This is a genomic window from Bradyrhizobium sp. SK17 (genome assembly GCF_002831585.1).
Classification (GTDB): Bacteria; Pseudomonadota; Alphaproteobacteria; order Rhizobiales; family Xanthobacteraceae; genus Bradyrhizobium.
This window is the reverse complement of record NZ_CP025113.1, coordinates 6,734,837-6,754,596: the sequence shown is the minus strand read 5'-3', so window position 1 is coordinate 6,754,596 and position 19,760 is coordinate 6,734,837. Positions and strand designations below refer to the sequence as shown.

Below are 19,760 nucleotides of genomic sequence, written 5' to 3'. Positions count from 1 at the left end.
CGGCGAGCCTGCGATTGTCCCCGCGCAAGCTCGAAGCCGGTGCCCACAAGCGGAGCGCAAGCGCCCCCCTCGGCGGCTTGTCCGCTACATCCGCAAACATCCTATGGGGAGAGTGATGCGAATGAAATGCTTGCGATTAATACTTTCTTAATCATCGTTAACAGCTTTGCGCCATAAGGTCTTATGGGCACTCAAAATTCCCGTCCTGGTGCGTCGATTGTGTCCGGAAATTGTCCAGAATCAGGCGGTTTTGCCGATCATCCAGACAACAATCCGTTAACCAGTTTCGTGATTGGCTGGGCCAACGATCCCGCCGGCAAGGGCCGGACAGGGACCACAGGGACTGGCCATGCCGCTTCATCTCGAACGGGTTGAATGGACCCAATCGCCACCGCTCGCGCCCGGCGGCGGGCCGATCGACGTCGACCATCTCCAGCGCATGACGCTGGGCGACCCGGCCCTGGAACGAGAGGTGCTGGCCATGTTCTCGACCCAGTCGGCCCGGATCCTCGGTGAGCTGGCCGCCTTGCCGCCGGAGGCGGCGACCCATGCCCATACCCTCAAGGGGTCGGCACGCGCGATCGGCGCCTTCGGCGTCGCCGAGGCTGCCGCCCAGCTGGAAACCGCGCTCGGCAGCGGGTCCGATCCGGCCCAGCCGCTTGCCGCGCTCGGGGCTGCCATCGCCGAGGCGCGCACCGCGATCGAGCTGATTCTGGGCCGCTGATCGCCATTCCGGCGCCGCCAGGCGCCCGCAAGGCCCTGGCGCTGCCGGTTGGCGCGGTCCGGACCGGCAGGCAGGATTTCGGTCTCCGCGCTGGCGCTGTGCGGATCGACCCGTTATACGACTGCCGGGACCTTTCCATTCATCGTCCGGCGCATTCCGGCAGCACGAGCAATCATGGCCAAAATCCACTTTATCGACCATAGCGGCGAGAAACGCACCATTGAGATCGAGAACGGCGCGACGGTGATGGAAGGCGCGATTCGCAACGCCATTCCCGGTATCGAAGCCGAATGCGGTGGCGCCTGCGCCTGTGCGACCTGCCACGTCTATGTCGATGAAGCCTGGCGTGAGAAGGTCGGTGCGCCGTCGCCGATGGAAGAGGACATGCTGGATTTCGGCTTCGACGTGCGCCCGAACTCGCGGCTGTCCTGCCAGATCAAGGTGACCGACGATCTCGACGGATTGGTCGTGTCGACGCCGGAACGGCAGGCCTGAACGCTTCCGTTCCGATTGAATCGGAACGGGGCTCTATATTTTTCGTTTCGACGCGTGTTTTACGCGAACCGCTATCCGCTTCGCGCGCAACGCGCCGAACTCCTTTACTCGCCGTCCGGATTCACGCCGCGACGGACCCAGCGGCGGAAGTTCTCCTTGACCTCCGCCGGCAGCGGCGTTGGCCTCCGCGTCGCCTCATCGATCATCACGGTGATCGCCTTCGCCGACGCCACGCAGCGCCCTTCCGAAAACACCACCTGATCGAAGGTGGTCGATGTCCGTCCGAACTTGACGAGACCGAGCCCGAGCTCGATCTGTCCCGGCCAATGCAGTTCGGCGCGGAAATGGATGTCGAGACGCACCATGATCCAGCCGAGCCCCGCCGGCATCAGCCCCATGCTGCGATCCTTCACCAGCGTGACGCGGCCGGTCTCGAAATAGCTCGCATAGACGGCGTTGTTGACGTGGCCGTTGGGGTCGAGATCGGCGAACCGCACATTGTCGGACAGCCGATAGGGGAAGTCTTCCAGGCGCGGCGCATCGTCGGCGCGGACAGGGGCATTCACGAGGGGGATCTCCATCGGTTTCCGATCCATACAGCCGAGTTGCGCAAGCTCGGCAAGGGGTTGCCGCGCCAGCCGCGGTCCCTATTATGCATGTCCCGATCCGGTCATGCTTGGCTGGGCAGGCGAGAAGCCGCCCGGTCGATCTCAACTTGAAAAGAAGCGGATATGAGCGAAGCGATCAAAACCGATGTGCTGATTATTGGCGCGGGCCCCTGCGGACTGTTCGCCGTGTTCGAACTGGGTCTGCTCGACATGAAGGTGCATCTGGTCGACATCCTCGACAAGATCGGCGGCCAGTGCGCCGAGCTCTATCCGGAGAAGCCGATCTACGACATTCCCGGCATCCCGATGGTCACCGGCCAGGGCCTCACCGATCAACTGCTCGAGCAGATCAAGCCGTTCGGGCCGACCTTCCATCTCAACGAGATGGTGGAGAGCATCGAGAAGATCGGCGATCCTCTGTTCCGCGTGAAGACCGACGGCGGCAAGGAGTTCGAGGCCAAGGTCGTGGTGATCTCGGCGGGCGGCGGTTCGTTCCAGCCGAAGCGGCCGCCGGTGCCGGGCATCGAGGCCTATGAAGGCACCTCGGTCCATTACGCCGTGCGCAAGATGGAGCAGTTCCGCGACAAGAGCATCCTGATCGTCGGCGGCGGCGATTCCGCGCTCGACTGGACGCTCAACCTGCATCCGCTCGCCAAGCGCATCACGCTGCTGCACCGGCGCGACGATTTTCGCGCGGCGCCGCACAGCGTCGAGCAGATGCGCACGCTGGTCGCCGACGGCAAGATGGATCTCAGGATCGGTCAGGTCACCGGGCTCGAAGGCGCCAGCGGCCAGCTCACCGGCGCGACGCTGAAGGGCAACGACAACGCGATCTCGACCATCGCATGCGATACCATGCTGCCGTTCTTCGGCCTCACCATGAAGCTCGGCCCGGTCGCGAACTGGGGCGTCGAGCTGGAGAACAACTTGGTGCCGGTCGACACCGCAGCGTTCGAGACCAACGTGTCGGGCATCTTCGCGATCGGCGACATCAACACCTATCCTGGCAAGCTGAAGTTGATTCTGTCCGGCTTCCACGAGGGCGCGTTGATGGCGCAGAAGGCGCATCGCTACGTCTATCCGGACAAGCGACTGGTGTTCCAGTACACAACATCGTCATCGAGTTTGCAGAAGAAGCTCGGAGTGAACTGAATCCACTCCGACAGCGACCAATGCCAGGGGCACGAGCCAGTTCCCATCTGGCGCGGGTACTGGAACACTCCGCGAAATGGCCTTAGTCTGTGGCCATGCGGGGGCGTCGATTGAGCAGGTGATGATGATGCGGAACACGCTGTCCAGACTTCGGCTGATGTTTGCGATCGCTACGGCCTTCGCGCTGGCTGCTCCACTTGCGGCTTCCGCAGCCGAGCTATCGGCGGCCGGGCTTTGGCAGAAGACCGAGGACGGCAAGCCCGAGGGCTGGTTCCTGGTGATCGAGCGCAACGGCGTCTACGAAGGCATGATCGCCAGGATGTTCTCGGCGCCCGACGATCCGCCCAATCCGGTCTGCGCGAAATGCACCGACGATCGCAAGGACATGCCGTGGCTCGGCATCCCCTTCATCCGCGACATGAAGCGCAACGGGCTCGCTTATGAAGGCGGCAACGTGCTCGATCCGCGCAACGGCAAGATCTACAAGGCCAAGATGACCTTGAGCGCCGATGGCCAGACGCTGACCATGCGCGGCTATCTCGGCATCTCGCTGTTCGGCAAGGACGAGGTCTGGACCCGGCTGCCGGATACGGCGCTGGCGCAGCTCGATCCGACGATCGTCGCCAAATATCTGCCGGCGCAGGCCGCCGCGGTGAGGCCGCCGACACCCGCGCCGGCGCCGGTGACCAAGCGGCACTAACGCATGATCCGGAAAAGTGCGAAGCGGTTTTCCGAAAAGATCATGCTTAGATAACAAGCCTTCTTTCGATCACGCGCGCTCGCGTCCGCAGTCCTGCGGCGCGAGCCCTCAGCGTTGCTCCGGCGCGGTCGGCAACGGAGCAGCCGGTAACGGAGCAGCCGGCAATGGTGCGACCGGCTCGGAAATCACCTCGGGCACGGCGGTGTTCAGCTGCAATACAGTGGCGGCTGCGGGAAGCGCGGCATCGGCCATCGCTGCATGGCCTTCAGCGGTGGGGTGCACCGCGCCGCCATACACCGCCGACAGGATGCCCCAGGTCGCATCGTGGATGTCGGTCGGCTGCATCGAGGACGGCAGGCCCTGCGGGTAGGTCATCGCGGTGAAATAGCTGTCATTGGCGTCGCGGATCCAGCGCGCACGCGGCAAGTAGGCGCGGTAGTCGCCGGCGCTGCGGCCGCATTTGAGCGGCTGGCTGGCGGCGGCGACGAGGTCGGAGACGAAGCTGTCGCCATTGGCGGCGAAGCAGTCGCGGTCGAACTCCGGATCGCTGGTGGCGCGTGCGCAGAAGCCGTGGCTCGCGAATGCATCCTGATGCGCATCGACGAAGGTCATGCGATCGGTTTGCGGATTGCGGCAGATGATGCCGGATTGGCACTGCGCGATGGCCTTGAGCTGCGGCAGGAATTCGTTCTGCACGAAGCCCGAGACCTCCGCGAGCCGCTGCGGATCGGCGTTGAACGACGGGTGGATCTCGAAGCCGGCGCGGCCGCCGGGGCAGGGCGCGCCGCCATTGGCGAGCGCCGGATTGGCGTAGGCGGTGTAGATCACGTGCGAGAGGTCGCCGCCGACCAGCGGCTTCAGCGCATCGCGCAGCTTGGCAAAGCCGGCCGGCAGGTCGCGCGCCAGCGCCGAGCGGGCGTCGTCGACGCTGGCCATCGAGCCGCCCTGGTTGAACAGCGTGCGTTCGGTCGGGGTGTCGACGATCACGTTGGCGACGAGGCCGGAGAAGTAGATGTCGTTGGCGCCGATCGACAGCAGCACGAGGTCGAGCTTGCGGTCCGGCTGCCGGCGCTTGGCGGCGGCCAGCGCCATGCGCAGCTCCGCGATCTGGCCGCTGACGGTGCCCGAGCAGGTGCTGGCGGTCTTGGTCGGCAGGCACTCCCGGGCCTGCTGCGAGCCGAGCAGGCCGTCGGCGATGCTGGCGCCGGTGCAGGCCAGCGGCAGATAGGTTACCGCGATGTGCGGATACTGCACCGCCAGCGCGAGCGCGGTGCGGGTCTGGTAGCTGTAGAGCGACCGGTGACACGCCGAATTGAGCCACAGCGCGCTCTGGCGCTGCCAGTTGGTCAGGGTGTCCGGCGCCTCGCAGGCGCGGCCGCCCTTGTAGCCGGCGCGGCTCGGGCGGTAATACTGCGCCCCGCCGAGATAGGAGCGGAAGCAGAACCCCTCGTCGGACAGCGCGATGGCGCGGTCCGGATTGCCTTCACCCGATGCGATGCTGTCGCCGAGCCCCGCGATCAACAGATCGCGCACCGCGATCTGCGTCGTCACGTGCTGGTTGGCGTCCGAGCCACTGGCGACGTCGACGGTCGCGACCGTGGTGCGGCCGTAGCGGACGCGCAGGTTGACCGGCTCGGCGCAATCGAAGGTGGAGGATTGCGGCCCGTCGCCGTCGTCGAACGACCAGGCGCAGGTGGCGCCGACCGGAACCGGACCGGTCAGCCGCACGGTGATCGGATGATCGATCGGCGTCAGATAGCTTTCCTTGACGTTGTCGCGGGTACAGGGCTCGTTGACGCGGCCCTGGAGGTCGATGCAGAGCCGGTTGACCGTGTTGCGCGCCCAGCCGCGGCCGTCGCTTTGCAGCTCCAGCGCCTGCTCCGAGGCCAGCACGCTGCGGCCGAGCCCGCTCTCGACATGCAGGCGGAAGTCGCGCTCCTCGCGGAACAGGCGGAAGCGGTTGCGGACCTCCCAGGAGATCTGCAACTGGCTGTCTTGCGCCTCCGCGGCCGATGCGAATGCCCCTGCCAGCGCGCTGCCGAGCAGCACGCTGCAAACCGTCACACGAAGCGAAAATCGAACCAAAGAGCCAGTCATGGCGCGGTTTGACGTGAGCGGTACGGCGAAAATAAGAGAACCGGCGGCGGAGATCGAAAATCCCGGACCGAAGGACCGGGACGAGGGGCCGAAGCGTTGCCTGTTACCGTTTCAGCTGCCTGATCCGCTGCTGCCGGCTTTCGATCGGTTGCCGCACGGTCGCCGAAGCCGTGCAGGCTTGGCTCAATCGCTTTCGTTCCTGCCATGGTTGCACGACGTTGAGCCACAGCTCGCGCATGCCCATGATCGAGATCGAAATCCCGAACGGGATCAGGAAATAGAGGATGCGGAACACGACCAGCGTCGCCAGCAATTGCTCCTTGCTGAACTCCGGCAGCGCCACCAGCATCGCGGCGTCGAACACGCCGATCGAGCCCGGAGCGTGGCTGGCGAAACCGAGCAGCGTCGCCAGGATGAACACGACCGCGAGCGAGACGAAGTCGATATGCGGCTCGGTCGGCATCAAGAGATACATCGCGAGCGCGCAGAAGCCGAGATCGACCACGCCGATGAAGATCTGCAACAGCGTCAGCCGGGCCGAAGGCAGCACCACCTTCCAGCCGTTCTGGCCGAGCTCGCGGCGCTTCTCGCCGGTCAGCAGCCAGACGAAATAGGCGCCGATGCCGACGAGGCAGCCGATCGCGATCAGCCGGTTCATCGCCGGCGGCAGCAGGTCCATGGCCGACGCCGCCGCGGGATGCCACGCCATGCCGATGCCGAGCACGAACAGATTGCCGAGCCAGAAGGTCAGCCCCGACAGGAAGCAGATCTTGGCCACATCGATCGCGGTGAGGCCGTAGTCGGAATAGATCCGGAAGCGGATCGCGCCGCCGGTAAAGACCGTGGCGCCGATATTGTGGCCGATCGTGTAGCTGGTGAAGCTCGACATCGCCGCGATGCGATACGGCACGTGGTTCTTGCCGATCGTGCGCAGCGCGAAGAAGTCATAGAAGGTCAGCGTGCAGAACGCCCCGACCACGCACAGCGCAGCCAGCGCGATCCGGTGCGGCGCGATGTCGGTCAGCGCGGTGAGGATGACACCGGTGTCGACGCCCTTCAGGGTGTGGACCAGTGACGTGATCGCCAGCGCGATGATCAAGACACTCGCGGCGATCCCGAGCCGTTTCCAGCCGATCTTTTCCTTGAAACCACGCCCGAGCGTGGTCAGCAGCCGAAGCATTCATCCTCCCGGCGGGGCGGCAATTGTCGTGGGACCCGGTCACGGACGGCGACGGGTAACGGGCATGCGCACCGTACGCGATGACCCATAAGGCAAAACCGATGCGTTGTGCAGCCCTTGACAAGCCAAGCTTCGGCTCCCGTCCAGCGTCATTGTCATACTGGCTACATATGTTCTCGCTCTGCGGAATGTGAGTCGCAGCCATGCCATCCGGTCGGCTCGGTACGCTGCATGGCCGGCCATTCCAGGCGATTTCATCGGCATTTTGGCCGATTTTGCCGTCATCTCGACGTAGGCACGGGGCGGCTGGCGCGGTCGGAATGGACGATATGCACCAGCATGGGGACATCGCCTGGCTGGCCGCGGCGTTTACCAAAGCCTGAGGTCGCCATGCGCCTGCGCATGATGCGCATGATCGGGGCGTTTGGACCGCGATCGGGCGGCGATAAGACCGGCGACGCCGGGCCGCAGGTCTCTTGAGGCAAAACGCCGCGTAGCGTCGCCGCGGCGGCATGTCCCGTCCGGTACCATGGATCCACACTTCGATCGACGACGAAGTGTTTGGTCGAAACGAGCGCCTATGTCTCGCATTGGTTGCCCGGAGCGAGAACCAGACCATGCAGCAGACATCGATGAACGACCGGCGCATGCCGGACCAGCGCGCGGCGCGTCACCAGCAATCGACCGGGCTTGCGGCAACGCTGACGCTCGCCGCGATGAGTCTCGGCTACGGCGTCGTGCAGCTCGACGTCACCATCGTCAACACCGCGCTGAACGCGATCGGTGGCTCGCTCGGCGGCGGCGTTGCCGAACTGCAATGGGTGGTCAGCGCCTACACCATCGCGTTTGCCGCCTTCATTCTGACCGCGGGCGCGCTCGGCGACCGGATCGGCGCCAAGCGCGTCTTCATGGCGGGCTTTGCGATCTTCACCGTGGCCTCTGTCGCCTGCGCAATCGCGCCCGATGCGGTGACGCTGATCGCCGCGCGCTGCGTCCAGGGTCTGGCCGCGGCCATCCTGGTGCCGAACTCGCTTGCGCTGCTGCGCCACGCCTATGCGGACGAGAAGGCGCGCGGACGCGCGGTCGGGGTCTGGGCCGCCGGCGCGAGCCTTGCGCTGACGGCCGGCCCGTTCGTCGGCGGCGCCCTCATCACGCTGGTCGGCTGGCGCGCCATCTTCCTCGTCAACCTGCCGATCGGCCTGGCCGGGTTGTGGCTCGCCTGGCGGTTCGCCGGCGAGACCACCCGCCATCAACAGCACCGGCTCGATCTGCCGGGCCAGCTCTGCGCGATCGCCGCGCTCGGCACGCTGGCCGGCGCGCTGATCGAAGGCGGCGCGCTTGGCTGGGACAGCCCGTTCGTGGTCGCGGGCTTCGTGCTGGCGGCCGCGTTCGCCGTGCTGTTCGTCTGGCGCGAGGCGCGCGCGGCGCAGCCGATGCTGCCGTTGTCGCTGTTCGGTCACCGGATGTTTGCCCTGACCGCGCTGGTCGGCCTGCTGGTCAACGTCGCGTTCTACGGGCTGATCTTCGTGCTCAGCCTCTACTTCCAGCAGGTCAACGGGCTGTCGGCGTTCGCAACCGGCCTCGCGTTCGTACCGATGCTCGGCGCCGTGCTGCCCGCCAATCTGGCCGCGCCGCGCGTTGCGGAACGGATCGGTGCCCCGGCGGCGATCGCGCTCGGCGCCGCGCTCTCGGGCGCCGGATGCCTGGGGCTGCTGTTCATCGGGCCTGGCACGAGCTATCCCGCGATCTGCCTGCAACTGCTGGCGATGAGCGCCGGTCTCGGCCTGCTGGTGCCGCCATTGACGTCGACGCTGCTCGGCAGCGCCGAGCCACGCCATGCCGGCATCGCGGCCGGCGTGCTGAATGCGACCCGGCAGACCGGCAGCGTGCTCGGCGTCGCGCTGTTCGGCTCGATGGTCAGCCGGTCGGCGGCCTTCATCACAGGATTGCATCTGGCGCTGGTCGTCTCCGCCGGCGTGCTGCTGGCGGCGGCCGCGCTGATCTGGATCGGCGGATCGTCCGGGGCGCGGCAATGAAATCAGTGCGGGTCAGGCGATTTCGCCAGATGTTGAAGGCTTTTTCACCATGCGCGGAGCGGTGCTGCGGTGCGGTTACCGTTCGTACACGAATGCGCGGGTTCTTATGGGCCCATAACGGGGGCCTATATGTATCGCGTCTATACCTGTCTCACATTGGAACATGACTGGCGGCTGGTCGTCCTTGGTGGGGTGATCTGCCTGCTCGCCAGCGCGGTTGCGATCAGTCTGTTTCACCGGGCCCGGGCGGCACAGGGCCGCACCCGTGAGATCTGGATCGGGCTCGATGCGGCCATTGGCGGCTGCGGTATCTGGGCCACCCATTTCGTCGCCATGCTGGCCTACAATCCCGGTATCGACGCCGGCTACAACATTCCGATCACCTTGCTGTCGCTGGTCCTCGCGGTTGCGATCCTGGCGGTCGGACTGGCCGTCGCATCGCTCGACGAGCGCCGCTGGACGGCCGCCGCCGGTGGCGCGATCGTCGGCGCCGGCGTCGCGGCGATGCACTACACCGGCATGATGGGGCTCGAACTGCCCGCGCGCATCGTCTGGTCGCCCGGCATCGTGTTCGCCTCGATCGCATTCGGCAGCGTGTTCGGCGCGCTCGCACTGGTCGTTGCGACGCGCGGCGAGCGCCTCGGCCCCACGGTCGCGGCAACCGGCCTCCTGACCGTTGCCATCGTCTCGCATCATTTCACCGCGATGGGCGCGGTGACGCTGGTGCCGGACCCGACCATCGTTCCTGACGGACTCTCGGTCTCGCCGCGCGTGCTCTCGTTCATGACCGCGGTCGGTGCCTTCGCGATCCTCGGGCTCTCGCTGATCGCTTCGATCCTCGATCGTCGCGCCAAGACCGAGCTGCACAAGCAAAAGGTGGTGCTGGATACCGCGCTGGAAAACATGTCGCAGGGACTGTGCATGTTCGATGCCGAAGGCCGCATCATGCTGTTCAACGAGCGCTACGGCGAGATGATGGGACGCAATCGCGTGCCGTTGCAGGGCCGCCTGCTGATCGACGTGTTGCAGGATCTGCATTCCATCGGCGAGTGGGACGGCGATCCCGAGGAGTTCTGCAATGCGCTGGTCACCGAGGCGAGGGCCGGCAACTCCGCGACGCGGATCGTCAGCCGCAACGACCGCGCGATTCGTGTCGTCGACCAGCCGATGAAGGGCGGCGGCTGGGTCGCCACCTTCGAAGACATCACCGAGTGGCAGCAGGCGCAGGAACAGATTTCGCACATGGCGCGGCATGACGCGCTGACCAATTTGCCGAACCGGACCCTGTTCCGCGAGCAGCTCGAGAAGGCCGTGCGGTTGGCCAAGCGCTCCGACCAGCTGGCGGTGCTCTGCCTCGATCTCGATCACTTCAAGGAGATCAACGATACGCTCGGACATCCGATCGGCGATGCGCTGCTCAGCGAGGTCGCGCGCCGGCTCGGCGAATGCGTCACCGAGCACGACACCGTGGCGCGGCTCGGCGGCGACGAATTCGCCATCGTGCAGTTTTGCAGCAACAGCGAGCCGTCCGTCGTGTCGTCGCTGGCAAGTCTCGTGGTCGAGCGGATCGCCGCGCCCTACGAGATCGGCGGCCATCAGCTCGTGATCGGCGTCAGCATCGGCATCTCGCTTGCGCCCGAGGATGGCAAGGATCCCGACGAGCTGCTGCAAAAGGCCGATCTCGCGCTGTACCGCGCCAAGGCCGATGGCCGCGGCACCTATCGGTTCTTCGAGACCGGGATGGATGCCCGCGCGCAGGCCCGCCGCCTGCTCGAGCGCGACCTGCGGCTGGCGCTCGATCGCGACGAGTTCGAGGTCTACTATCAGCCGATCCGCGATGTCGTCGGCGACAAGGTCGTCGCCTTCGAGGCGCTGGTGCGCTGGAACCACTCGCTGCGCGGGCTGATCGCGCCCAACAATTTCATCCCCGTTGCCGAGGAAACCGGGCTGATCGTTCCGCTCGGCGAGATCGTGTTGCGCAAGGCCTGCATGGAGGCCGCAAGCTGGCCCGCGGACATCGCGGTCGCCGTCAACCTCTCGCCGGTGCAGTTCAAGAACCCCAGTCTGGTGAACTCGGTGAAGACGGCGCTGGAAGCGTCCGGCCTGTCGGCGGATCGGCTCGAGCTCGAGATCACCGAATCGGTGCTGCTGCAAAATAGCGAGGCGACGCTTGCGGTGTTGCACGAACTGCGTGGCTTCGGAGTCCGGATCTCGCTCGACGATTTCGGCACCGGCTATTCGTCGCTGAGCTATCTGCGCAGCTTCCCGTTCGACAAGATCAAGATCGACCGTTCCTTCGTGATGGACCTTGCGACGCGCGAGGACTCGATGGCGATCGTCCGCGCCGTCACCGGCCTCGGCAAGAGCCTGGGCATCGTCACCACGGCGGAGGGCGTCGAGACCGATACCCAGTTCGACCTGCTGCGTCAGGAGGGCTGCACGCAGGCGCAGGGCTATCTGTTCAGCCCGCCGCGGCCGGCGGCCGACGTCGCCAAGATGCTGCACCGGACGCCGGAGCGGTCGGTGGCTTGATTGAATCGGCGTCCGCTTCGCTCGAAGCAGCGCCAAGGCGGGATGAGTTTTGGCTGAATCGGCTTGGCGCGATCTTGCTTCACCTCTCCCCGCCGGGGAGAGGTCGGATTGCGAAGCAATCCGGGTGAGGGCTCTTGCTCTCTCGATAGATCGTAACCCCTCACCCGATTTGCTACGCAAATCGACCTCTCCCAAGGGAGAGGTGAACTTTCGACGCCGTTACGGTTCAACTTGATTTCGTCAGGCTTTAGCTTTTGCGCAGCGCGAAATACGCGCCGCAGAACGCCATCGCCGCGCCGAGGCACAGAGCGGCGAGGCCGGCGAGCACGGCCGAAATCGTCGACACCGTGCTCGGCGCCGACGCGGCCTGGCCGGCACCCGCCAGCATGAGCACGCCGACCACGATCAGGAACTGCCGCATCCGCTGCGGGATCTGGCCGGCGACCGCGCTGTGCATCAGATTGGCGGTGAAGTAGCCGCCCGAGAACCCGACGCTGGCGATCAGCCACCAGGCGATCGCGGCGCCCGCCGGCATGAATTCGTGGCTGTCGGAGCGCCACAGGCCGCCGAGGTCGAGCCCGTAGCGCGCACCGAGCATGTGCACGGCCAGCGCCAGCAGCACGCCAGATACCATCGCGCCGCCGAGGATGAGGTAACGCGGAAAATAGGTCGTCTCGGGCATGGCTCGCTTGTAGGATAGGCGCGACACTCCATGCAAGCGCCCGGATGTGTCCGAACAGGTGGAACGGCGGATTGCCAACAACGTTGCAGCAGCGGTCGGAAGCAGGCGAGGGCGCGGCCCTGCGCTATGCCTACAAGGCCTCGTTGATTGGCTCGGCGCACCAGTTCGAGCTGACCGAGGACGGGCTGGCTTGGCGGATCGCCGGCAGGTCCGGCGTGTGGGACTACGCCGACATCTCCGCCGTGAAACTGTCCTATCGCCCGGTCTCGATGCAGCAGCAGCGGTTTCGCGCCGACATCGACAATGCCAAGGGTGGCCGGATCGCGATCCTCTCGACCACCTGGCAGACCGCGACGCTGGTGGCGCCGCAGGGCGAGCTCTATCGTGCGTTCATCGTCGAGCTGCATCACCGGATGCAGGCGGCGGGCAGCACGGCCACGCTGATCGGCGGCCTCGGGCCGAAGACATACACTGCGGCGTTGGCGGTGCTGGCGTGGCTTGCGGTGGCCATGATCGGATTGCTGGTGATGGCGCTCATGGCCTCGAACTGGATGGGTGCGCTGTTCCTGGTCGGGTTCGCGGCATTGTTCGCCTGGCAGGTCGGCGGCTTCGTCACGCGCAACCGGCCGCGGCGCTACGGCTTCGATCGATTGCCCGATGCGCTGCTGCCGAAGGCCGCCCGCAATCAAGCGCAATGAAACGTGACTTCGCGCGCACGGCTGCGCGCGGCATCGTCGTCGCGGTGATGTCGTGGCCGGGGAGAGCGGAGGCATGGACGATCGAAGCTTGCGGATGCCGTCCGACGACGAGATCGCCGCGATCAATACGCAGCACCTGATCGAGACACCGCTGAGGCCCGCCGATCTGCTGTTCGTGTTCGGCACGCGCACGGATGTTGCCGAGCGGGTCGATGCGGCGGTCGATTTGTGGCGCGGCGGGTTTGCGCGCTGCGCGATCGTGAGCGGCGGCATCACGCCCGGCGATCACCGCTCGGAATGCGCGATCATCAAGGCCGCGATGGTGGCGCGCGGTGTGACGTCCGAGCGCATCCTCGAGGAACATCGCGCGCAGAACACCGGCGAGAACGTCGTCTTCTCGCTGCCGGTGATCGACGCTGTGCTCGGCCTTGCCAATGTCCGAAGCGTGATTTGCCTCGGCAACAGCTGGACCGCGCGGCGCTATCCGATGACGCTGCACCGGCACTGGCCGGAGGTCGAGAAGATGCTGGTGACGGTGGACGGCTTCGCAATCCCCCGTGCGCAGTGGCATACCGTTCCGGAATTTCGTCGTCGCGTCCTCATCGAGTGGGACAAGATCGAACCCTACAAGGCGAGGGGATTCATCGCGGAATGGCCGGTTGGCTGACCGCGCTGCCGGCATTGCCGCGGCACTGTGGCAGGCGGTTCGCAGTCGAACGCAACAAACGACGAACTGTAAGTGGCCTGTAAGCAATACGCGATACACTCAGCAACAAATCAATCTTAGCTGGAGTGTCAGATGACAATCCGGACCCCGCTTCTGGCGCTGTGCCTCGTGCTGTCGGGCATCTCCCCGGTGCTCTCCAAGGGCGGCAGCGTCGGCAACAAGCATGATCCGCTCGACCCCCATCACATCGACAGCCTGCCGCTCGATGTGCAGCAATATATCGCCGGGATTTGCAGGGGGACGCCGGTCGCGCAGCACGATTTCGCGACCTACTCACCGCAAGAGAAGCGCTGGCGGATCAATCTCGAATATCTACAGTGCGGCGTGATCGGGGAATATCGCAGAGGCGACCTGTGCCTTGACGTGGACTTCGTGGCCGCGGGGGCAGGCTACCGCCTTGCCCGAAAGACGTATGCCGCCTGCGGCTACTGACATCCTGCTGCTCTGACGATCTATCGCCGTCACCGGCTACCTGAGCAGCCGGCGTGAGAGCGCGATCCAGGTCAGAAGGACCGCGAATGTCGGGAGCACCCAATTCTGAATGGGAAACCCGAAGACGACGAAATATCCCGTCAGCAGATGGCGCATAGAAGGCCCCCGAGCGCCCATGCTACTGCCGGTCGCTGACGGGGGACTTACGGGAGGACGGGCCGCACCTCGGAGTGCCAAACGCCTGATGAGATCAGGTTGATCTGGAGCGGCATCGGAAGTCCACCTCTCCCAAGGGAGAGGTCGATTTGCGCAGCAAATCGGGTGAGGGGTTACGGTCTATCGAGAGAGCAAGAGCCCTCACCCGGATTGCTCTGGACGATGCTTCGCATCGCCAAGCGCAATCCGACCTCTCTCCGGCGGGGAGAGGTGAACCAAGACCGAGCCAAGCCGGTTCAATCAAAGCTCATGGCGCTTTGGGCGGCGTCATTCCGTGGAGTCAAAATCTTCCTCGGTTGCGCTCAACATGCCCGCCAGTGTCCGCAGGCCGAGCTCGAGCTGCTCCATCGGCGGCGCGGCGAGCGCAAGTCGTACCGCGTTGGGCGCGTGCCCCGGCGTGGCGGCAAAGGTCGTCGACGGGGTCAATGCGATGTCGCGGCGGGCCGCGGCCGCGACCAGGGTCTGCGAGCGCCAGTGCTGCGGCAGGGTCAGCCAGAGGTGATAGGATTTCGGGTTGGTCTGGACCTCGAAACCGGCCAGATGCTTCGCCGCCAGAAGCTGGCGGCGGCCGGCATCGATCCGCTTCAGCCGTGACAATTCGGCGGCGGTGCCGTCGGCCATCAGCCGTTGGCCCGCGGCGAAGGCGTAGCCCGACGCGGTCCAGCCGCCGGAGCGTACCGCAGCCATGGTGCTCTCGCGCAGTCGCGGCGGCGACACGATGAAGCCGAGTGCGAGGCCCGGCGCGACCTTCTTCGACAGGCTGTCGAGCACGATGCAGCTGTCAGGCGCCAGCGCGGCGAGCGGCGCCTCGTCGTCGAGGAATCCATAGACGCCGTCCTCGATGACAATGAGGCCGAGCTTCTCGACCACGCGCAACAGCTCGGCGCGCCGCTCCGGCGGCATGGTGATGCTGAGCGGATTCTGGATCGTGGGCTGGACATAGAGCGCGGACAGATGCGCTTCGCGATGTGCTTTCTGCACTGCGTCCGGACGCACGCCGTGTTCGTCCATCGCAAGCGGCACCAGCGAGATGCCGAGCCGCGCGGCGATGCCCTTCACGAAGGGGTAGGTCAGCGCCTCCACGCCGCAGCGTCCGCCGGGCGGCACCACGGCGGCGAGCGCCGCGGCAATGCATTGCCGGCCGTTGGCGGTGAACACGATCTGGTCGGGGTTCGGCGTCCAGCCCTTGCGCGCCAGGAATTCCGACGAGATGGTTCGCGCCGCCCGCGTACCGAAACTGGTGGCCGGCCGCAGCGCGCCTTCGAGCACCTCGGGCCGCTCCAGTCCTTCGAGGCTCTTGGCGATCATCGTCGCCTGATGCGGCAGCAGCGGATAGTTGAATTCGAGATCGATGCGGGCGCCGCGCGGCTCGGGCGGGGCCGCGTTGCCGCGGCGCGCCTCGCCCGACACGAAGGTGCCGCGGCCGACTTCGCCGACCACCAGCCCGCGCCGCAACAGCTCGGTATAGACCCGGCTCGCGGTCGAGACGGCGATGTTGCGGTCATAGGCGAAATGACGCTGCGGCGGCAGGCGGTCGCCGGCCTTCAGCGTGCCGCTGGCGATCTCGGCGGCCACCGCGTCCGCCAGCTTCAGATATTCGAATCTCGACATTATTGCACCGAGAGCAATGTTTTAGTTGCTCCGAGAGATGTACCGGATCATTTAAGAGGGAACAAGCCCATGATTGCACCGAGGAGAGCGCAAGCGATCCGAGGTTACCCCGCGCAAGTGCTGAAATCGCATTTGTGTCAACGCTATAGCTTTGCCGTCTGGGCTGCCGAAGGAGATGACAATGACGATGATGTCCTCACCCGCCGCACCGCTCGCACGGTCCGGCATGTTGGGTGGATTGCTCCGATTGCTCCGAGTTTGGGGCGATGCATTCGTGACCTACTGGGTACGTCGCGATGCGATCAAGATGCTGCGCCAGCTCGATGACCGGACGCTGCGCGATATCGGAATCTCGCGCTGCCAGATCGAAACCGCGGTGACCGGCAATTTCGACCTGGAGCTGATGCGGATCCGCTGAGCCGGTCCTGGCGGGCGCGGCGGCGCTCCGCCGGCTGCTTTGCATGGGGTTGTTTTCGAGATTTCGACCGCGCGTGCCTGCGGCCGCGGTCCGGCCGCACTAATGCCGCACCACCAGCACCGAGCATTTGGCGTAGCGCACCACATGGCCGGCGTTCGAGCCGAGGAAGTAGGTGCGCATCGCCGGGCGGTGCGAGGTCATCACGATCAGGTCGGCCTTCATCGTCGCGGCCTCCTCGAGGATCTCGTGATAGATGCCGCCCTGGCGGACCACGCCGGAGATGCGCCCGGCCGCGATGCCGGATTCGCGCGCGACGATCGCCAGCGCTTCTTCCGAGGTTTCACGCTGCTGGCTGTCGAAGTCCGCCGGAACATATTCGGCGAGCATCACCGGGGTCATCGGCAGCACGTTGAGCAAACGCACCGCGCCGTTCCATGTCTGCGAGAGCGTCGCAGCGGTTGCGATCGCAGGCTTCGCCAGATCGGTATCGGCGAGGTCGATCGGCACGAGAATGGATTTGTACATCTGCGCCTCCTGTCCGCGATTGGTCTGGAGCCGTTTGGTCCCTCGTCCGGGACGCGCGCCTTCTTGGTCTTGAGCCAGCCTGTGCCCGAGCTGGCCTGTGGTGTCGACGCAGACCGGTCCCCCTGTCGCGTGGCCATCAATATAGCATGGCGCAGCGGCGATGTCCGCTCGCGTCAGTTGCGCGAGGCCTGCTTCAATAGTTTAGGGCTGACGAACAGGACGAGCTTGCCGCGCCGGAACGACACCTCGTTCCAGTCGTCGGTCGCGAAGTCGAAGACCGCGAGCCCCGAGGTCGGCAGATTGTCGCTGAGCGCGCGCTTCGCCGCCTCGTCGCCGCTGCCGGTCAAGGTCAGCGCGAGTTCGTGCATGCCGGGGTTATGGCCGATCAGCATCAGCCGCTTCGGGTCGGCGACCGAAGCCATCCGGATCGCGGTCAACAGTTGCGCCGGATCGGCGCCGTAGAGATCGGGCAGGAATTCGACGTTCGGCTGCGGGCCGGCGCCCTTGATCGCGTCGCGCACGATTTCCCAGGTTTGCGTGGTGCGGACCGCCGGCGACACCAGCGCCAGTTCGGGGATGGGCGGATGGCCGGCGATCCAGCCGCCGATCTCCGCTGCATCGCGGTGGCCGCGTTCGTCGAGACGACGGTCCTGGTCGTGCCCCGAAGGCGCGTCGGTTTCGGTCTTGGCGTGACGCAACAGCAGCAAACGGCGCATGGACTTCCATCTCGATTCGGTCTGGTCGAATTAATTCTACAGGCGCATGCCCTGGACAAGGTGACAAGCGCCGCAGCGGTTCGTAGAAAACGCCATGAGCGAGACTTCCACAAGTGCGGCGGACGGCCCGGACGAGGCGGCCTCGCCGTTCCGCAACCGTATGGCGTTCGACCTCGATGTCGACATTTGCGTGGTCGGGGCGGGGCTGGCTGGCCTGACCGTGGCGCGCGAGGCGGCGCGGCTCGGCGCCAGCGTCGCCGTGCTCGAGGGGCGCCAGGTCGGCTGGAACGCGTCCGGTCATCATCTGGGCACCGCGATGCCTGGTTTCGGCCTGCCGATCTCGGACGTGGTCGAGCGGGTCGGGCTCGATGATGCCCGCGAATTGTGGGCGCTGTCGAAGCAGGGCGCTGATTATGTTCGCGCCACCGCGACGGAGGAGCTGATCCCGGGCATCAATCCGAGCGACGGCGCGCTCGAGGTTTCCAATGTCGATGTCGGCGAGGCGCTGATCAGCCGCTTGCAGATGCTCGGTGAGGAGCTCGCGACCGAGGTCGAAGGCTGGCAGGTCGATCGCGTGCGCAGCGTGCTCAGGACTGGCCGCTATTTCCACGGCATCTACTATCCGAGGGCGTTGCAGATCGATGGCCGCAAATACGTTCACGGGCTCGCTGCGCTGGCGACCCGGGCGGGGGTGCGGATCTTCGAGGAGACGCCGGTGGTCAGCATCGACTTTTCCGGCATCCGCAAGCGTATCGTGACGCCGTCGGCCCGGCTACGCGCCAACCATATTGTGCTTGCCGGCAACATCCACCTCGGCGCGCCGCTGAAGCGCTTGTCGGACACGCTGCTGCCGGTGTGGCGCTACGCGGCGTTGACCGAGCCGCTCGGCGAGCGGCTGGCGGAGACCATCGCCTTTTCCGGCTCGGTCGCCGACAGCGATGGCATCGATCATTTCCGCATCGTCGATGGCGATCGGCTGCTCTGGTCCAGTCCCGAGACCACCTGGGCGGCACGGCCGAAGCGCTTCGGCGCGGCGGTGCAGCGCCGCATCGCCACGGTGTTTCCACAACTCGGCAAGGTTCCGATCGCGGATGTGTTCGGTGGCGCGGTCGGCGTCACGGTGCATGGCATGCCGCAGATCGGGCAATTGCGCAGGGGCCTGTGGGTGGCGAGCGGCTTCGGCCGGCAGGGCCTCGGCACCTCGGCGCTGGCCGGGCAATTGATTGCCCGCAGCATCCTGTGGGGCGACGACCGCTGGCGGCTGTTTTCGCCGTTCGAGCTGGTCTGGGCCGGCGGAACCACCGGCCGCGTCGCCGGCCACTTCGTCAGCCTGTGGGCGAGGGGCGCCTCGTCCGCGGCGGGCGTGCTGGCGCGCTACCGCGAGGGGGCCCGCGCCAGGGAGCGGGTCCGCGAGGCGCGACTGGCCGAGGCCAATCTCAAGGCGGGAACCAGGGGGCCGGCGCTCCGCCGTCCGCCATCGGCCACGGTGCGGCCGGCGCCGCCACGGCAGGCTGGGGACGGCGATGCGCCGCATTCTCACGCCTCGCAAGAAAGTGAGCGGGTCTCCGACCGGCGGATGTAACGTCGGCCGGCGGGGTTCGTATCTGTTGACGAACCCGTTCGCCAATACTGGCCGTCCGCATCGGAGATGATTGATGATCGACCGCCGCATCCTGCTGGCTTCCGTCGCCAGCCTGCTGAGCTTCGCCGCCTTCCGCTGGCTGCGCGCCGGGCCGGCGCAGGCCGCCGAGAAATTCGAGATCGAGAAGACCGACGCCGAATGGAAGGCGCAGCTGACGCCGCAGCAATACGAGATCCTGCGCAACCAGGGCACCGAGCGGCCGGGATCGAGCCCGCTGCTCAAGGAGCACCGCAAGGGCACCTTCGCCTGTGCCGGCTGCGACCTGCCGCTGTTCTCGTCCGAGACCAAATATGAGAGCGGCACCGGTTGGCCGAGCTTCTATCAACCGCTGGCGAATGCGGTCGGCACCACGTCGGACCGCACCTTCGGCATGCTGCGCACCGAGGTGCATTGCCGCCGCTGCGGCGGCCATCTCGGCCACGTCTTCGACGACGGCCCGAAGCCGACCGGGCTGCGTTACTGCATGGATGGCTTCGCGCTGGTGTTTCATCCGGCCGCGCCGTCCGCGACCTGATAGCGTTTTCGAGCGACGCCTGTCCCGCACTTGATGCGGGATGGATGCCGGTTCG

The 19,760-nt window shown here is 66.1% G+C and carries 19 protein-coding genes; 12 read left to right on the top strand and 7 right to left on the bottom strand.

Annotated features, from left to right (window positions below; translation table 11 throughout):
- Window positions 1-349: 349 nt before the first annotated feature.
- Together CWS35_RS31400 and CWS35_RS31395 are read left to right on the top strand one after the other, a co-directional pair.
- Complete coding sequence (locus tag CWS35_RS31400) at window positions 350-724, top strand: Hpt domain-containing protein (RefSeq protein WP_024585036.1); 375 nt, start codon at window positions 350-352, stop codon at window positions 722-724.
- 174 nt (window positions 725-898) lie between these two features.
- Entirely contained in the window at window positions 899-1,219 is a 321-nt protein-coding gene (locus CWS35_RS31395; protein ID WP_024585035.1) for a 2Fe-2S iron-sulfur cluster-binding protein, read from the top strand.
- Between the two features lie 104 nt (window positions 1,220-1,323).
- Here CWS35_RS31395 and CWS35_RS31390 read toward each other — a convergent pair whose 3' ends face one another.
- Window positions 1,324-1,785 (bottom strand): thioesterase family protein, encoded by a 462-nt coding sequence (locus CWS35_RS31390; protein ID WP_024585034.1) that lies wholly within the window; start codon window positions 1,783-1,785, stop codon window positions 1,324-1,326.
- A gap of 165 nt (window positions 1,786-1,950) precedes the next feature.
- Between CWS35_RS31390 and CWS35_RS31385 the strand changes: the two genes are divergently transcribed.
- Entirely contained in the window at window positions 1,951-2,979 is a 1,029-nt protein-coding gene (locus CWS35_RS31385) for an NAD(P)/FAD-dependent oxidoreductase (protein WP_100955292.1), read from the top strand.
- A 127-nt stretch (window positions 2,980-3,106) separates the two neighbouring features.
- Window positions 3,107-3,679 (top strand): DUF2147 domain-containing protein, encoded by a 573-nt coding sequence (locus tag CWS35_RS31380; protein WP_029880257.1) that lies wholly within the window; start codon window positions 3,107-3,109, stop codon window positions 3,677-3,679.
- A 108-nt stretch (window positions 3,680-3,787) separates the two neighbouring features.
- Here CWS35_RS31380 and CWS35_RS31375 read toward each other — a convergent pair whose 3' ends face one another.
- Both CWS35_RS31375 and CWS35_RS31370 read right to left on the bottom strand, forming a co-directional pair.
- Window positions 3,788-5,776: a hypothetical protein gene (locus CWS35_RS31375; protein ID WP_168226412.1), complete on the bottom strand. Its 1,989-nt coding sequence runs from the start codon at window positions 5,774-5,776 to the stop codon at window positions 3,788-3,790.
- Between the two features lie 103 nt (window positions 5,777-5,879).
- Window positions 5,880-6,956, bottom strand: coding sequence for a YbhN family protein (locus CWS35_RS31370; RefSeq protein ID WP_024585031.1), 1,077 nt, complete (start codon window positions 6,954-6,956; stop codon window positions 5,880-5,882).
- Between the two features lie 632 nt (window positions 6,957-7,588).
- On the opposite strand from CWS35_RS31370, the gene CWS35_RS31365 reads away from it, so the two are divergent.
- Both CWS35_RS31365 and CWS35_RS31360 read left to right on the top strand, forming a co-directional pair.
- Window positions 7,589-8,992: an MFS transporter gene (locus CWS35_RS31365; protein WP_100956829.1), complete on the top strand. Its 1,404-nt coding sequence runs from the start codon at window positions 7,589-7,591 to the stop codon at window positions 8,990-8,992.
- A 129-nt stretch (window positions 8,993-9,121) separates the two neighbouring features.
- Entirely contained in the window at window positions 9,122-11,524 is a 2,403-nt protein-coding gene (locus CWS35_RS31360) for an EAL domain-containing protein (RefSeq protein WP_100955290.1), read from the top strand.
- A gap of 247 nt (window positions 11,525-11,771) precedes the next feature.
- Here the strand turns inward: CWS35_RS31360 and CWS35_RS31355 are convergent, their stop codons facing one another.
- Window positions 11,772-12,206, bottom strand: coding sequence for a hypothetical protein (locus CWS35_RS31355; RefSeq protein ID WP_100955289.1), 435 nt, complete (start codon window positions 12,204-12,206; stop codon window positions 11,772-11,774).
- 71 nt (window positions 12,207-12,277) lie between these two features.
- Here CWS35_RS31355 and CWS35_RS31350 point away from each other — a divergent pair, with 71 nt between their 5' ends.
- The 3 genes from CWS35_RS31350 (at window position 12,278) to CWS35_RS31340 (ending at window position 14,063) form a co-directional block, all read left to right on the top strand.
- Window positions 12,278-12,904 carry a hypothetical protein gene (locus tag CWS35_RS31350; protein ID WP_245438749.1) on the top strand — a complete coding sequence of 209 codons (627 nt, stop codon included), beginning with the start codon at window positions 12,278-12,280 and terminating at the stop codon, window positions 12,902-12,904.
- Window positions 12,905-12,977: 73 nt separating this feature from the next.
- Complete coding sequence (locus CWS35_RS31345) at window positions 12,978-13,571, top strand: YdcF family protein (protein WP_100955287.1); 594 nt, start codon at window positions 12,978-12,980, stop codon at window positions 13,569-13,571.
- Between the two features lie 132 nt (window positions 13,572-13,703).
- Window positions 13,704-14,063: a hypothetical protein gene (locus CWS35_RS31340; protein ID WP_024584623.1), complete on the top strand. Its 360-nt coding sequence runs from the start codon at window positions 13,704-13,706 to the stop codon at window positions 14,061-14,063.
- A gap of 483 nt (window positions 14,064-14,546) precedes the next feature.
- Here CWS35_RS31340 and CWS35_RS31335 read toward each other — a convergent pair whose 3' ends face one another.
- Window positions 14,547-15,890, bottom strand: a complete 1,344-nt coding sequence (locus CWS35_RS31335) for a PLP-dependent aminotransferase family protein (RefSeq protein ID WP_024584624.1) — start codon at window positions 15,888-15,890, stop codon at window positions 14,547-14,549.
- Between the two features lie 181 nt (window positions 15,891-16,071).
- Between CWS35_RS31335 and CWS35_RS31330 the strand changes: the two genes are divergently transcribed.
- Window positions 16,072-16,308, top strand: coding sequence for a DUF1127 domain-containing protein (locus CWS35_RS31330; RefSeq protein WP_080890994.1), 237 nt, complete (start codon window positions 16,072-16,074; stop codon window positions 16,306-16,308).
- Window positions 16,309-16,407: 99 nt separating this feature from the next.
- On the opposite strand, the gene CWS35_RS31325 is transcribed toward CWS35_RS31330, so the two are convergent.
- Both CWS35_RS31325 and CWS35_RS31320 read right to left on the bottom strand, forming a co-directional pair.
- On the bottom strand, window positions 16,408-16,833 hold the full coding sequence (locus tag CWS35_RS31325) for a universal stress protein (RefSeq protein ID WP_024584625.1): 426 nt from the start codon (window positions 16,831-16,833) through the stop codon (window positions 16,408-16,410).
- A 173-nt stretch (window positions 16,834-17,006) separates the two neighbouring features.
- Window positions 17,007-17,549 carry a histidine phosphatase family protein gene (locus CWS35_RS31320; RefSeq protein WP_100955286.1) on the bottom strand — a complete coding sequence of 181 codons (543 nt, stop codon included), beginning with the start codon at window positions 17,547-17,549 and terminating at the stop codon, window positions 17,007-17,009.
- Window positions 17,550-17,643: 94 nt separating this feature from the next.
- Here CWS35_RS31320 and CWS35_RS31315 point away from each other — a divergent pair, with 94 nt between their 5' ends.
- Window positions 17,644-19,131, top strand: coding sequence for an FAD-binding oxidoreductase (locus CWS35_RS31315; protein WP_100955285.1), 1,488 nt, complete (start codon window positions 17,644-17,646; stop codon window positions 19,129-19,131).
- A gap of 73 nt (window positions 19,132-19,204) precedes the next feature.
- Complete coding sequence (gene msrB / locus CWS35_RS31310) at window positions 19,205-19,705, top strand: peptide-methionine (R)-S-oxide reductase MsrB (protein WP_024584628.1); 501 nt, start codon at window positions 19,205-19,207, stop codon at window positions 19,703-19,705.
- The last annotated feature ends 55 nt before the right edge of the window (window positions 19,706-19,760 follow it).

Excerpts from the sequence above, each read along its gene's own strand:
- CWS35_RS31400 (WP_024585036.1), top strand. The coding sequence starts at position 350 with ATGCCGCTTCATCTCGAACGGGTTGAATGGACCCAATCGCCACCGCTC.
- CWS35_RS31395 (WP_024585035.1), top strand. The coding sequence starts at position 899 with ATGGCCAAAATCCACTTTATCGACCATAGCGGCGAGAAACGCACCATT.
- CWS35_RS31385 (WP_100955292.1), top strand. The coding sequence starts at position 1,951 with ATGAGCGAAGCGATCAAAACCGATGTGCTGATTATTGGCGCGGGCCCC.
- CWS35_RS31380 (WP_029880257.1), top strand. The coding sequence starts at position 3,107 with ATGCGGAACACGCTGTCCAGACTTCGGCTGATGTTTGCGATCGCTACG.
- CWS35_RS31375 (WP_168226412.1), bottom strand. The coding sequence starts at position 5,776 with ATGACTGGCTCTTTGGTTCGATTTTCGCTTCGTGTGACGGTTTGCAGC.
- CWS35_RS31370 (WP_024585031.1), bottom strand. The coding sequence starts at position 6,956 with ATGCTTCGGCTGCTGACCACGCTCGGGCGTGGTTTCAAGGAAAAGATC.
- CWS35_RS31365 (WP_100956829.1), top strand. The coding sequence starts at position 7,589 with ATGAACGACCGGCGCATGCCGGACCAGCGCGCGGCGCGTCACCAGCAA.
- CWS35_RS31360 (WP_100955290.1), top strand. The coding sequence starts at position 9,122 with ATGTATCGCGTCTATACCTGTCTCACATTGGAACATGACTGGCGGCTG.
- CWS35_RS31355 (WP_100955289.1), bottom strand. The coding sequence starts at position 12,206 with ATGCCCGAGACGACCTATTTTCCGCGTTACCTCATCCTCGGCGGCGCG.
- CWS35_RS31345 (WP_100955287.1), top strand. The coding sequence starts at position 12,978 with ATGGACGATCGAAGCTTGCGGATGCCGTCCGACGACGAGATCGCCGCG.
- CWS35_RS31340 (WP_024584623.1), top strand. The coding sequence starts at position 13,704 with ATGACAATCCGGACCCCGCTTCTGGCGCTGTGCCTCGTGCTGTCGGGC.
- CWS35_RS31335 (WP_024584624.1), bottom strand. The coding sequence starts at position 15,890 with ATGTCGAGATTCGAATATCTGAAGCTGGCGGACGCGGTGGCCGCCGAG.
- CWS35_RS31330 (WP_080890994.1), top strand. The coding sequence starts at position 16,072 with ATGACGATGATGTCCTCACCCGCCGCACCGCTCGCACGGTCCGGCATG.
- CWS35_RS31325 (WP_024584625.1), bottom strand. The coding sequence starts at position 16,833 with ATGTACAAATCCATTCTCGTGCCGATCGACCTCGCCGATACCGATCTG.
- CWS35_RS31320 (WP_100955286.1), bottom strand. The coding sequence starts at position 17,549 with ATGCGCCGTTTGCTGCTGTTGCGTCACGCCAAGACCGAAACCGACGCG.
- CWS35_RS31315 (WP_100955285.1), top strand. The coding sequence starts at position 17,644 with ATGAGCGAGACTTCCACAAGTGCGGCGGACGGCCCGGACGAGGCGGCC.
- msrB (WP_024584628.1), top strand. The coding sequence starts at position 19,205 with ATGATCGACCGCCGCATCCTGCTGGCTTCCGTCGCCAGCCTGCTGAGC.